Here is a 13,728-nt window from a genome sequence, read left to right as displayed (position 1 = left end):
CTTACACCTCTTTAAGAGTAGTAGAATCTAATTTTCTAAATCTGTCGCTAATTAATTGACATGCTAATACGAAAAATAAAATAGCCATCCCCGGAAAAATCATCACATGTGGAGCAATTTGAAAATAAGCCGTTGCATCATGTAACATCGCTCCCCATTCAGGTGTTGGAGGTTGGATTCCTAACCCTAAAAAAGAAAGTCCCGCAATAGCCAGCACGATTTTCCCCATATCCAATGCACTAAAAACAAGAACAGATACAAAGATTTGCGGAAGAATATAACGTTGCATAATACGCCGATGTGAATTTCCTGACATGCGCGCCGATAATAGATAGTCCTCTTTACAAATCTTAATCACCAGACTCCTAATAAAGCGAACATAGTTTGCCCAACGAACGATTATGATTGCAATAATCATATTAATAAATCCAGGTCCTAAGACACCAACAATTGCAATTGTGAGAACAATATCAGGAATAGCTAGCATACTATCAATTACTCGCATAAAAATATGATCTGTTCGACCACGTACATATCCTGTTACTAGCCCAATTGGAATACTAATTATTAAAGTAAAAATAAGAAGAAGAAAAGCAGCTGTCATACTTATTCTAGCTCCGTAAATAACCCTTGATAATATACAACGTCCTAAATGATCCGTACCAAATGGATACATCCAACTTGGAGAAGATAATCTATTAGCTAAATTTACAGTTACAGGGTCGTGAGGAGCAATCCAAGGAGCAAAGATTCCAATAAAAAGGATTAGTATAAGCACCCCACTTCCTACTATTACGTTTATATCTAATCGATATAATATCTTTTGCATGAATACATTCCCTTCTAACTAACCCTTAAGCGCGGATCTACTAGAACATAAATAAAATCTACAACCGTATGAATACAAACAAATAGAATAGATGCAAAAATAACATACCCTTGAATGACTGGATAATCTCGCATATTAATTGACTCAATAATATATCGTCCTAGACCTGGCCATGAGAAAATAGATTCTACAATAATACTTCCACCTAGCATAAAAGCAAAACTTGTCCCTATCATCGTCACAATTGGTAAAAAAGCATGCTTGAGCACTTGAAAAACTAATATTCGTCTCTTGGACATGCCCCTTGCTCTAGCCGCTTTCACAAAGTTTTGGTTCATCATATCCAACATACTTGTCCGTAACACTCGAGCATACACGGTTCCTAATCCTAATCCCAGTGTTAGCGCTGGTAACACGAGATGCTGCCAAGTACCATTTCCCATAGAAGGAAGCCAGCCATATTGAACAGAAAATAAATAAATGAATAGAAATCCTAACCAAAAAGAAGGAACGGCAGACCCGAAAAGAGCCATAAGTCTGCCGATTCTATCTAATATCCCAGCTGAATAGACAGCTGTTGAAATTCCTAAACTGAGAGTAATCACTAGCATAATCAATAAACCAGCACACGCTAGTTCTAAAGTAGCCGGTAACCTTTCGAATAGTTCATCAACGACGGGCTCTTTAGAAACATAGGAGTTTCCCCATTGCCCAGTGAAAACCCCCTTGATCCATTGGACATATTGACTCCCTATAGATTCTGTTAATCCTAGCTCCGTGCGTAATGAGTCTAGTGCTTCTTTTGATGCAGGAACATCATTTACTTTTAACATAATCGTAGCCGGGTCTCCAGGTGATACTCTTAGTAGTAAAAAAGTAAGTGTAGCGACGCAAAAAACAACAAAAACTAATTGAATCAAATGTTCTATGAAAAACTTAATCATCTACACTATTCCACATCAATTTGTGAATGATTATAGTAATACTCAATCGGATGAGCTATAAAGCCTTTCAAACCATCTCTAACAGCAAATACCGTATTGGGGAAAACAATAAATGACTGTGGAATATCTTGATTAATTTCCTGTTGTATTTGAATAGCTAATTGATTGCGCTCCTCCAAATCAGTTGTTTGACTTAACTGATTAATCATTTTGTCAACCGAAGGTGACACATATTTACTCACATTTGATTCACTATTAGATCGATAAAATATTTCTAAGAAGTATTGCGGATCACCTGTATGTGCTGTTAACATGCTGTACATTGATATATCCCAATCTTCATTCGCTAATGTATCGTCAATATTCTCTACTTGACGAATATGGACTTTCATTCCTTCAGCTAATAATTTATTTTGGATTACTTCTGCCATTACTGTTAATTCTGGACGCTGTGGAAACGTTAATAATGTTGCTTCAAATGCCTTTCCTTCTTTTTCCCACATTCCCTCAGAATTTTTCTTCCAACCTTCTTGCTGCATTAACTGAGTAACAGATTCAGTTTCTTCTTTATTTTCCACTTTGCCAAATGGCAAGACAGGAGAAAATGTACTATGAGCTACAGCCCCTTGTCCTTTCATGACTGAATTCACAATCTCTTCACGTGGGATTAACATATCAACCACTTTTCTCAATGCTAACTCTTTAAATAGAGGAGATTCCATATTGTACATCAGCATATGTGTTCTTAATGATGTAGCGGTTAACACTTCAAATTTCTTATTCTTCTCTAAAACATCAATATGATCAACAGAAATATCGGTTGCCCCGTCTACATCTCCAGATTGTAAAGCCATTAGTCGCGTATTAGCATCAGAAATAAATTTAATTGTCACTTCAGATAATAATGCTTTCTCGCCCCAATAATCTTCATATCGTTCAACAATAAGTGATTGATCTTGATTAAATTGTTTAATTTTAAATGCCCCTGTAAAGGCAGGATAGCTATCTTTATCATTAATTGTTGCTACATCTACGATGATTGTTGCTGGGTCAGCTAAATGCGCAATTAAAGCCGCATTCGGTTGTGTAGTTTCAATTTTCAACTCAGTATCTGACACGGCTTCCATCGATTTAATTTGTAATAAATCTTTCGCTTTTGGGTTTTTATCGATAGAACGCTGTAATGAGTCTTTTACGCTTGTAGCATCCATTACTTTCCCATTATGAAAACTTACATTTTTTTGCAATTGAAATAACCATGTTGTGTCATTTTCTTGTTTCCATGATTTTGCCAGCCAAGTTGTAGGCTCCAATTCTTCATTTAATTTAATTAATGTTTCCGCTGTTCCAGAGCGCATAACTTCCCAGCTATCACTACCATGTGGGTCAAGGCTTGCTGGACTCCACGAAAAAGCTAAGGTTGCTTTTTGGTTTGAATCTTCTTCATTAGTACCTTTGTCTGTTGATGTTTCATCATTTCCAGCACATCCTATAAGTGCTAGAAGGCATAAAGCAAGAACCATCCATAATCCTAAGTTTCGTTTCCTATTCCAATTCTTCAACATGTTCTTCCCCCTATAAAATGATTAAAAACAAAAAAGCATTTCTGACTATATAAAGAGGTCAGAAATGCTTTTAATGATAAAAATAGGGAATCTACACCTATAATCATCCATAGATGATATACGTACAGACTTGTGATTATCAGCACACTAACCACCTCCCTAAAAATCCCGTAGGTCTAACAGTGATGTTCAAATAGGTAGGTCTCCTGACTCAGGGCATTCACTCTCAATCCTTCCCAGGTGTTACCCCAGTGGTTTTTCTGAAAGCTCACAGCATATCATACTGTTTCCCTACACAGTGGCGGGTCCGTGTCGGAATTAAACCGACTTCCCTATTAAGCAAACGAAACTTCCTAAAGCTTCATTGTGCACCTATTTTCTACATATGAAATTTTTAACATTCTGTTATTTCAAACACTTATATTCTAATTAAAAATAATAGTTATATAATTAACGATTGTCAATGGAAAACTAGACATTCTAGTTAATAATGCACATGTATCAAGACAGATGCTTTTCAATGAAACAACAATGGAACATTTTAATCTTTCTTTCGGAACTGGATTCTATCCTACATTCCATTTTATGCAGGCTGCTTACCCTGAATTAAAGAAATCTAAAGGTAAAGTGATTAACTTTGCTTCAGGTGCCGGAATTGATGGACAACCTACACAAACTTCTTATGCAGCCGCAAAAAAAAGGCTCAATCATTAATATCTCTTCTTATACAGCTCAAATCGGTCAAGGCTTTAATCATTACTCAGCGTCTAAAGGTGCAGTACGTGCTGTATCTAAGGCAGCTGCAACAACTTTTGGTTATCAAGGAATACGTGTAAACGCCCTATTCCCTGGAATTATTGAAACACCTATGACAAAATCGTTAGAAACATCAAAAGAACTTCTAAACCGTTTAGTTCAAGCAACTCCCCTTCAACGATTAGGTCATCCGGAAGATATTGCAAATGCAGCATTATTTCTAGCATCTGATGAATCGTCTTATATCACTGGTGCAGAATTAGTTATTGACGGCGGCTTTTCTGCTCAATAAGATTAATTATATGGCCCATACGAATCTTTTCCGCACTCACTCCCTGTTTCGACAGGGAGCTTTATTGGATGCTAAGTGTCGTAATAATCCCCTTAAATACAAAGGGATTTTTCCTATTAAATAGGCTTTGTTAAATAATATTACTGATTATACAACATCCTATAACAGGGGCATTAAATAAAAGGCAGGAGTAATAAGGGATGAAAAAACAAACAATCTTTGAATTGATTCATATGATGGATCAATTAACGAATAATATGATTATTAAATGGAATAAAATGTTCAAAGAGAACCTAGGGATTTCCCATATTCTCGTACTAAATTATCTTAAAGAAAATGGAAAAAGCCGGCCATCAGATATCGCAAGAGCTTTAGGATTAACTCCTCCCTCTTTAACTCACTTATCTGAAAAACTCGTACAAAAAGAATTGGCCACACGAGTTGTTGATGATGAAGACCGAAGAATTATTTATTTAGCGATTACAAACAAGGGCGTTGAAATGGTTCAGATAGCACATGAAACAGGAAAGACATTACGCACAAATTTATTCGAAACATTATCAGAAGAAGAGCGACAACAACTATTAACTATCTATGAGAAGCTTAACCACTCGCTGGAAAAATAAAAAACATATGCTTGTTCTCATGTAAGACCAAGCATATGCTTTTTAACTATATATTCAAGTTGTTAAACTGGTATAAGAAGGCCCCCCCGCTCGTACAAGACATTGCTTTCCTATGAGCAGGAGTTAAAAATTGTTCTGCTAACTAAATGAGATGTACCCTAGCAGAAAACTAATTTGGATTATACTAATCTGCTTTTCTTAATTTCTGGATTTCTTGTAATTCCGAAATCGTTACTAATTGGTAGCCTTGCTTATTAAGTCGTTTAATAATTTCAACAGCAGCCTCTGCACTTGATTGATAAATATCATGCATGAGAACAACTTTTCCATCCTCTGCTTGAGCCATTACTCGTTTTACAATCTTATCTTTATTACGGGCTTTCCAATCTTCTGGGTCAATGTCCCATAAGATTACATCCATCTTCTTAAAATACTTATTAGTTTTTTTATTTGTCGCTCCATATGGCGGACGCATATGAATTGGTTCATATCCACTCACTTTTTTAATAATAAATTGGGTTTCTTCAATTTGACTTGTCACTTGCTTCTTATTTAATCTTGTTAATTGTGGATGGTCCCATGAATGGTTTCCTACCTCATTTCCACCCTCTAACATCTCTGTAATCATATCCGGATAATATTTCACTCTACTTCCAAGCACAAAAAATGTCGCATGGCTATCGTATTTTTTTAATGCTTTTAAAATGGTCGTAGTCGTACTTGTATTCGGGCCATCGTCAAATGTAAGAGCAATGACTTTTTTATTTGGGTCAATATTCATTTCTCTTTTAGGAAGCTCTGCCACAGCATTTGGCGGCTGAATTTCTTTAATTTTATTTTTATTAGCCTTATTATTTTGATATGTATCCAAAAGATCATTTTTAAAGACATTCTTTTTAATGGCAATTGTTTGTACTCCTAAATGACCGGGAGCAACTTGATTAGGTCTGAAATACAACACGATTGTATCTTCTAATATACTAAAATGACGAAAATTCTCTTTTATCGGCTTCGTTCCATCTTTTAAAGTATGCATCGAAGCAGCAATGTCTTGATTTTTCTTTAGTTGTGCATAAGAAATAGTAGATAATATAGATAAGTAATCTGAGTTTTCTTTAAAAACATCCTCCAATGAAAGGGACTTTTGTAGTGGAATATCGAAGTTGAATGTCTGTAGGTCTATATAACCATCTCGTTTATCAATTTGCTTATATTCTTCAAACACAATCGTCACTGTTTGTTTACTATAATGGACTATATCATACGTAATACTTAACTCGGAAGTTTCCTTTTGCGAGGAATTTTTCCCACTCAACTCTTTCTCATATTGAAAAATTCTCTCTGTTACATAACTTTTCAACGTTTCATCAATTATGTTCATTTCGAAGAATGGATAACTAACCGAATAACCTCCATATGTACTATCTTTGAGTAACATTTTCATCTCTACATCCGAATATTTGTTATCCATACTTTTTACCGCTTGAGCCTTTGAATTAATCAAATAACTAGCTATTCCTATTAACATACAACAACCGATTAGCGCAATAAAGACCCTCTTATAATTCAGTTTTCTCTTTCTTTCCATTTGTTACTCTTCCCCTTATATAATTCTAATAAATAAACACATTAAAATATCAGTTCTCTCAAGCGCTAGTTATATAAAAAGTTTTGTATGCAGCAATTTAGATTGCACGAAGGCAAGAAATCTTCCTCTCTCTGATTTTACCAGTATTGATGTTTTTAGCAATGGCAAAGTAAATAATTATCAAGAAATTGACGAAAAACAACGAGAAAAATAGAATGTTAGCAAATATATAGGTGTACCCTTTATTCATCATTATTATATGAACCTAAATCGCAATATAGCTGGATTTTTTTATAAAACTTATGAACAATAAAAATCCCTATTCCAAAAAATCGAAATAGGGATTGTGATTATCTTAACATATCTCCAAATTAATAGGCGTAAGTATACAACGCTTTAATGTGAGACATGTAACGAATGTTACTTGCTTCTTTCATCAATGTTGCTGGAAGACCCTTAAGTGGAGTGTTGTTAGCTCCGATTGTCGCAACACCATCTTTGCGTCCAAGACTTGCAAGTGTACCTGAGTTTACAGGATTAAACTTATCCATTTTTTGGCCTTCGAAGTATGCAAACAAGTTGAATCCAACAAGTTCACCCATTTGCCAAGCGTTTTGTGCAGTTGGTGCGTACGGACGACCGCCTTCTTCTGGGAAAGCAACAGCGCTGTCACCAACAACAAATACGTCATTATGTGATTTAGATTGAAGGAATTCATTAACGGTTGCTCTTCCACGATCCACTTCAAGACCTGATTCACCAACGATTGGAAGTGCAGCTACGCCACCTGTCCAAACAAGCGTGTTAGCGACGATTGTTTGACCGTCTTTTAATGAAATCTCATTTCCTTTAACGCCTGTTACAGGAAGACCTGTTAAGAATTCAACACCACGTGCTTCTAAGCTTGCTGTTGCGCGTTCAATTAAGTTATCAGGTAGAACTGGAAGAATCTTAGGACCAGCTTCTACAAGCTTGATTTTCAACTCGCTGAAGTCTACGCCATATTGTTTCGCAATTTTCGGGAAGTTATCAACGATTTCACCAACTAATTCAACACCTGTTAATCCGCCACCGCCGATTACGATAGTTGCATCTGCTTCATTTTTCGTTTTCGCATATTCACGAATGCGACCTTCGATATGGTTGTAAATTTTGTTAGCATCTGCTACAGATTTTAATACTAGGCTGTTTTCTTCAAGTCCCGGGATACCGAAGAATCCAGTTTGACTTCCTAAACCAACAACAAGAGCATCGTAAGTTAAGATAGAACCATCAGCAAGTTTTACTTCTTTTTTGTCTACGTTGAACGATTCAACTTTAGAAATTTTAATGTTAATATCTTTTCCTTTGAAAAGCTTTTCTAAAGGCACAGCAACAGCTTGTTCTTTAATAGTTCCACCTGCAAGACGATGTAATTCTGTGATGATTTGGTGAGTTGGGAATTGGTTCACCACTGTAACTTGAGCTTCATCCTTGTTTAAATATTTACGAACAGTTAAAGCAGAAAGTACTCCGCCATAACCTGCACCTAAGATGACGATATGTTTTGACATAGTTAATCCTCCGTCCTTACGAATTAAATGTGAAACAAACTATTATTTTTGGCTATTTTTTTCTGCTGTAATTTGAAGAAAAGCGTTTGCAAAACGGAACAACTTTTGTGCTTGTGGATCTTTAAGCATTTTTAAGATACCGAATAAACCGATTACTTCCTGATTTGTATCTGCACGATCTTTTGCTTCAATAGCAGTCGCAGCAAGACTTTTTACAGAGTGTGTAACTGGTTCTACGATTTCTGTAATTGCACTAACCGTATCGCTTTTTAATACTTCATCCGTGGCAACCGATTGAGCAAGATCGTAAGACTTCGTTAAAATGTTTACTAATTCAGTCAATTTCGGCAATTGTTCTACTAAAGTAGTCAGTGATTCTTGTACCTCAGGTTTTAATAGCTGATCTAGTACATCCAGTTGTTCTTGGCTCGCTGTCAATGCTTCAGACTTTTGTTGAGTGCTTGTTTCTGACATATCCAATTCTCCTTTACAATAAGCATAGTGCTTAATTTTGCATTTTCTTAACTCATATAAGTTTAGGAAACTTTGTAAAACTTTACACAAAAAAAATAAAACCTTTTAAATGTTTTTAAACGTACCAATACCAGTGACTCTTCTAATTATATCCTGCTATATAATTATTGAAAACCTTAAAAGTAGATATAAAAAATTCCTTTAACTGGATTAATAAAATTAAAAACATCCGCTAATAAACCTCCATAAACAAGAGCTGCGTTTATTAGTTGCGATTTTCTTCATAGAAAAAAATCCAACGTGCGATTCACGACAATACCTATCTTAACACAGAATGCGACGCATTAAAATGCACGACTTTCTTTTAAAATAAGTATGCGACAAATACCTACTCAATATGTGGCTACTTGGTCGTCATTCCTATATTTCCTTCTCATTAAACAACATGTGAATAACATCACAAACTATACCAGCAATTAAAACGAATTCAGACAATGACAGTATAACATAATTCATACATGATGTAACCATGTGCTTTAAAATGAATCTGTTAAATAAGATTGTTAATTTTTTACTCAACCATATTCATCTTATAGCCTTAAAAACTCTAGACGTGATAAACGTAAGAAAAGACGACTCATTTTCCTTCTGAGCCGTCTTTTACTTCTTCCATTAATATGTCAAGCTTCCCGCTACAATTAAACCAACTGTAATGCCGACTGCAAATAAGCTAAAACCGACAGCTGTGTTTCCTTCCTCTACCTTTTTTGCTAGATTTGTTTTCGGTGTTAAAATATATTCAATGACTAAATAGGCTACCACTTGTGTCGCGATTCCAATTAGGCCCCATAAAAAAGCATCAACTAAATTCACACTGCTTCCCCACACTGTATAGAGCGTAATCCCTAAACCAATGACTTTTCCCCATAACTTTAAAGCAACCGCAAGATTCCCTTCTTTAATTAATTGCCATTCTGAAAACTTCGTCGTCAGCGCAAATGCGATTAATCCAAGTACAATTAAAACAAATCCTGTCCCCACATAAGCTAAAAAATTTAAAAAACTATCCGAAGATATAAAATCCATCTCTATTTTTCCTCCTCTTTATCTAAGCCGATTGGCAAGAAATATGATTCATTATCTGTAATCTGTCTCCCAGCACGAATACCAATCGAACTGGCCTGACCATTTATATAGAAGCACCCGTACATATAGTGTACTTGCTTCTCTCCTTGTTCTGTTTGCACAACCGTTTTAGGAAGCTCGATAAACTGCTGATAAACCGGCACTGAATCTTTATATGTTTTATGCTGATCTTCGTCCATTTTTTGACCTGTGCCTTCATAAATTTCAACCGTATCTCCTTCGCGGCCGAAAGACGGTTTTTTTACATAGTTCACCTTTTGCTGCCAAAACCAGTCCTCATCCATATAAGTAGGCAAAAAATAGGATGAAATCCATTGATGTTCTTCCTCTGTATAAAAAGAATGCCTCACTTCATGTAATCCCCAAATAAGAGCCATAATAGCTTTTGATTGCAATAAAAAAGCCGAAGGAGGATTGATAACAGCCAACTCTTTTTCTTCCACAAGCTTCATTAAAAATTGTCCTACTTTTTCTTTCGTTAAAGGGTCTTCATCTTCGATTAGATGTTCAAGTGGATACGTCTGACGATACAACACATCTACTTTTTCACCCTGGTCATCGTACAGCCCCCGTTCTACTACAACTTCTCCATTCTCTTTAATCGCTTCCGGTACAACTCTTAATCGATCAAGACTTGTAAAACGGCTATTAAAGCCGCTCAGTTGCTGTAAATACATAGTTGTTAAGCGGTCTTCTGCGTGGTCTCCATGGGAAGCAAAAACAATATGGGGAGTTTTTCTTTTTCCGAGAAAGCGAACAGCTGCTTTAATAGCCTTCTGAAGCGCTTCTCGAAGCTTATCCTCACACGCCTCATTCGGATCTTTAAGCTGAAACGCTTTGCACACTTTTTCATTTATATTAAATGTCTCCATAATAAAAGTCGGTGTATCTGCATTCATCTCAAGCAACTTTACATCTTGCTCTGTCACCACTAAATCAAGGCGGGCGATAACACTTTCAAAAGGCAGGGTCTGTAAACGAATATACGTAAAAGATTCAGGCGGAAATCCAAGTTGAAGGAACGTCTCATCATCTAAATTCCTTAGCAATGGAGCCGTTTTATAAAAAATATGACCAATTCGCTCCGCCGCTGTTCGGATGCGTCTAATCGTTTCTGATGTTTCCTTTTTCACATCCCACAAAGCGTATTCCATGCCATATAAATCAGACCAAAACCCGTCGATTTGTTCATAAAACTGCTTCCTTTCATCATGAAACGTGCTCATTTACCCTCCAAATCCACCTTTTGTCCCACTTCCAATCCCCGACTTTACATAGGATTGATAAGAAGAACTTGTTTGTAATGTTTTTTTATTTGAATAAACAGTCCCGTTGTGATAGTAACCACCTGAGTGCGAGGAACTATCATCATCACAGTAATACGTTCCCGTCTTCTTATCCCAGTCCCAATCATCACAATCATATCCAGTCGGTTCCGGCGGACGATCTTCCCCGCAAGCAGCTAAAGAAGCAGCAAGCGCTGCCGTTAATACTCCTGCCATCATTTTCTTTGTTTTTTTCAATTTCTATACTCCTCTCCTCATGTTCACATCGTATAGCCAGTTGGTGTTACATATAACGCATACACTTTCCGGTCTTCATCAATTTCTGCTGAATCCCGCTCCCATTCCTTACCGTAATCATATGTATATACGCTGCCAATTACGCTTAACACATCTAAGTGGTTCCTCATATATTTAGACGTAATAAGCGGATGGTTCTTCTCTGCATTCAATTCACGAACTTCAAGCTTAATCCCCTGCGTCGAATCCTCCTCTTTTTCTATTAATCCCTCTTCAAACACTTCCACATAAATGACAAACAAATCATTTTCGATGGCAGAGGAAAGCTGTTTATATGTAATCCCTTCTTTAACGAAAAATTCACATTCTCTTCTTGCCAAAATTTGTTCTAAGTCAATACCTGGATAATGATAAATCGGGACAAATTGCTCAGGTCCCTTTTGCAGCCGATACTCCAAAATAACAGATTGAAACTCCATGCAATTCCCCTTCTCCTATGTATCTACCTTACGTTTGTTTATAATTCCGTATCTATTTTACTAGAATATTCACATAACCAATATAAGAAATACTATCTATTTTTTGTAAAATAGCTATGAAATATTACCGTAAAAACAATATCTCTAAAAGTTTCTACAGAAACCTACCAATACAAATCAGCAATTGGAATTTATAAAGGTCTTGAAAAATACTTTGGTTAATCCCCTCAATAGGGGATTTTTTTATTCACAAAATAGAGAGTTACTTATTGTTGCAATGAATAAATGACTTTTCTATACTTGGTAACTAAAGGAGGCGATTCTTATTTTAAAGAAAATCATTAAATCACTCTTAAATAGCGGAAGCAGCTCTAAACATAAAAGATACTATTCAAGCAGCTCTCGTAGAAAGCATTATTCAAGTAAACAAAATTATTATGGTCATAAACATTACAAAAAAGGACATAAAAAAGGATTTTTTGGTTCCCGCAGCTTTTCAAGCAGTTGATTATGAGGACTTATGATCATGATGTTTCAACACCTTTATGAAATTAAATACAATCGATTATTTATCGACCACATCAACCAAAGTAATAAGTACGAATTTTTAGACACCTTAGGGATTGGATCCTTTGGAGTCGCTTATTTACTTCAGCATAAGCTCACTAATGAGAAGTATGTTTTAAAACGACTGCGTGCTAAGCATAAAAATAAAGCCTCAACAAAAAATAACTTTCAGCAAGAAATTGCGTTTCTCCGAAAGGAAATGCATCCGAACTTGCCCACTATCAAAGAGGAAGGCTTTGTTAAAGGCCTTCCTTTTTATATGATGGATTTTATTGAAGGCCATACGTTTGAACATCTTATTTTTAATAAGGGACAAACATTCTCCGTCCATGAATCATTAACACTCGTCAAACAATTATTTGAAATTGTACTAACGATTCATGATCACGGAATTGTTCATCGCGATTTACGTATCCCAAACATCCTCCTGCATCATAATAAACTACATGTCATTGATTTTGGCTTAGCGTGTTATATGAAAGAGAGTATAAACATCGATACGATAAAAAATCCGAAAAAAGTAGAAAATCATATTAGCGACCTTTACTATATTGGACATTTCTTACTGTATTTACTATATTCCAATTACACGCCTCATGATAAAAAGGAACGATGCTGGCAGGAAGAACTGCAGTTGCCTCTCTATGTACAGCATTATATAGAACGTTTACTTCTAATTGAACAAGCATTCCTGGATACTCGGACGGCTTATGAAGCACTTCCACTGTAAAGAGGGCCCACAACTTTGAAGAGGGCCCTCTTATCAATGACTTTTGAATTTTATCTATGTGAACTACAGGATTTGAATGATATCCTGATCTTGGCTGGTTACACCTTCATTAAAGTGCAGCTTTGTTTGGAAACGATAAGATAATTCATCCGTTGAAGCACTAATAGACGCTGGAAGCTGGAAAGTAAACGGAAGAGTATATAGTTCCTCAGAATTAACTAGCTTGGAAGTCAAAGTGATTTTAGTATCTATTACTTTTTCAGTACCTGCAGCTTTATCAGTCAATACGAGATTACAATCTATTCTCTTTAACTTTTGTTCAATGCTTCCTCCGTTGATAGAAAAATACCCATAAACGACCTCACCAGGTCTATACGCTTCCTTTTGCAAAATCAAATCAATTCTTGCTGAACCTATTCCTAATAGAGCCATGCTTTTCCTTAATATCAATGAACACCCTCCTGAATTATTTATATAACAGTAATTTTTTTGTCGTAAGCTTTTCGAATATTTTTATTTCACCTTATCCCTCAAAAGCTAAACTTGTTATTAGTCATTAGCTTATGGAATAGGATTTTCATGTTTTTATTTGATACATTCCCCAACCTTTTCTTATTTTTAAATAGCTAGGAAACTTCTCCCCCACCTATCTTCTT

The 13,728-nt window shown here is 35.8% G+C and carries 14 protein-coding genes, 1 pseudogene and 1 riboswitch; of the genes and pseudogenes, 4 read left to right on the top strand and 11 right to left on the bottom strand.

The window, feature by feature from the left end:
* Position 1 precedes the first annotated feature (1 nt).
* From nikC to V7068_RS09180, 3 genes are read right to left on the bottom strand one after another with little or no spacing between them, the layout of a single operon-like run.
* Positions 2-829, bottom strand: a complete 828-nt coding sequence (nikC, locus tag V7068_RS09190) for a nickel transporter permease (protein ID WP_499712455.1) — start codon at positions 827-829, stop codon at positions 2-4.
* Positions 830-843: 14 nt separating this feature from the next.
* Positions 844-1,773 (bottom strand): nickel ABC transporter permease, encoded by a 930-nt coding sequence (gene nikB, locus V7068_RS09185; RefSeq protein WP_499712453.1) that lies wholly within the window; start codon positions 1,771-1,773, stop codon positions 844-846.
* 5 nt (positions 1,774-1,778) lie between these two features.
* Positions 1,779-3,338 (bottom strand): ABC transporter substrate-binding protein, encoded by a 1,560-nt coding sequence (locus V7068_RS09180; RefSeq protein WP_499712451.1) that lies wholly within the window; start codon positions 3,336-3,338, stop codon positions 1,779-1,781.
* A gap of 179 nt (positions 3,339-3,517) precedes the next feature.
* A riboswitch (cobalamin riboswitch) is annotated at positions 3,518-3,729 on the bottom strand.
* A gap of 119 nt (positions 3,730-3,848) precedes the next feature.
* Here V7068_RS09180 and V7068_RS09175 point away from each other — a divergent pair.
* The 3 genes and pseudogenes from V7068_RS09175 to V7068_RS09165 all read left to right on the top strand — a co-directional run bounded on the left by V7068_RS09175 (position 3,849) and on the right by V7068_RS09165 (position 5,012).
* Positions 3,849-4,052 (top strand): SDR family NAD(P)-dependent oxidoreductase, encoded by a 204-nt coding sequence (locus tag V7068_RS09175; RefSeq protein ID WP_499712449.1) that lies wholly within the window; start codon positions 3,849-3,851, stop codon positions 4,050-4,052.
* Positions 4,021-4,386: pseudogene (locus tag V7068_RS09170) on the top strand (SDR family NAD(P)-dependent oxidoreductase); the annotation flags it as partial. The gene V7068_RS09175 and the pseudogene V7068_RS09170, both read left to right, overlap by 32 nt.
* A gap of 200 nt (positions 4,387-4,586) precedes the next feature.
* Positions 4,587-5,012: a MarR family winged helix-turn-helix transcriptional regulator gene (locus V7068_RS09165; RefSeq protein WP_499712447.1), complete on the top strand. Its 426-nt coding sequence runs from the start codon at positions 4,587-4,589 to the stop codon at positions 5,010-5,012.
* Between the two features lie 184 nt (positions 5,013-5,196).
* On the opposite strand, the gene V7068_RS09160 is transcribed toward V7068_RS09165, so the two are convergent.
* The 7 genes from V7068_RS09160 to V7068_RS09130 form a co-directional block, all read right to left on the bottom strand.
* Complete coding sequence (locus tag V7068_RS09160; protein ID WP_499712445.1) at positions 5,197-6,600, bottom strand: polysaccharide deacetylase family protein; 1,404 nt, start codon at positions 6,598-6,600, stop codon at positions 5,197-5,199.
* Between the two features lie 371 nt (positions 6,601-6,971).
* On the bottom strand, positions 6,972-8,153 hold the full coding sequence (locus V7068_RS09155) for an NAD(P)/FAD-dependent oxidoreductase (protein WP_499712443.1): 1,182 nt from the start codon (positions 8,151-8,153) through the stop codon (positions 6,972-6,974).
* Between the two features lie 42 nt (positions 8,154-8,195).
* Positions 8,196-8,627, bottom strand: coding sequence for a helical membrane plugin domain-containing protein (locus V7068_RS09150; protein WP_499712441.1), 432 nt, complete (start codon positions 8,625-8,627; stop codon positions 8,196-8,198).
* 672 nt (positions 8,628-9,299) lie between these two features.
* On the bottom strand, positions 9,300-9,713 hold the full coding sequence (locus tag V7068_RS09145; protein WP_499712440.1) for a DUF350 domain-containing protein: 414 nt from the start codon (positions 9,711-9,713) through the stop codon (positions 9,300-9,302).
* Positions 9,714-9,715: 2 nt separating this feature from the next.
* The gene (locus V7068_RS09140; protein WP_499712438.1) at positions 9,716-10,999 is read right to left on the bottom strand and encodes a glutathionylspermidine synthase family protein; all 1,284 of its coding nucleotides are present in this window, start codon (positions 10,997-10,999) and stop codon (positions 9,716-9,718) included.
* Positions 11,000-11,296 carry a hypothetical protein gene (locus tag V7068_RS09135; RefSeq protein WP_499712436.1) on the bottom strand — a complete coding sequence of 99 codons (297 nt, stop codon included), beginning with the start codon at positions 11,294-11,296 and terminating at the stop codon, positions 11,000-11,002.
* 23 nt (positions 11,297-11,319) lie between these two features.
* Positions 11,320-11,775 (bottom strand): hypothetical protein, encoded by a 456-nt coding sequence (locus V7068_RS09130; protein WP_499712434.1) that lies wholly within the window; start codon positions 11,773-11,775, stop codon positions 11,320-11,322.
* A 526-nt stretch (positions 11,776-12,301) separates the two neighbouring features.
* Between V7068_RS09130 and V7068_RS09125 the strand changes: the two genes are divergently transcribed.
* Entirely contained in the window at positions 12,302-13,072 is a 771-nt protein-coding gene (locus tag V7068_RS09125; protein ID WP_499712433.1) for a serine/threonine-protein kinase, read from the top strand.
* Positions 13,073-13,135: 63 nt separating this feature from the next.
* On the opposite strand, the gene V7068_RS09120 is transcribed toward V7068_RS09125, so the two are convergent.
* On the bottom strand, positions 13,136-13,522 hold the full coding sequence (locus V7068_RS09120; protein ID WP_499712431.1) for a sporulation protein: 387 nt from the start codon (positions 13,520-13,522) through the stop codon (positions 13,136-13,138).
* Positions 13,523-13,728: the final 206 nt, after the last annotated feature.

Source organism: Bacillus sp. JJ634, from assembly GCF_036962285.1.
In the GTDB taxonomy this organism is placed as follows: domain Bacteria; phylum Bacillota; class Bacilli; order Bacillales; family DSM-1321; genus Peribacillus; species Peribacillus asahii_A.
This window is presented reverse-complemented; position numbering and strand designations above follow the sequence as displayed.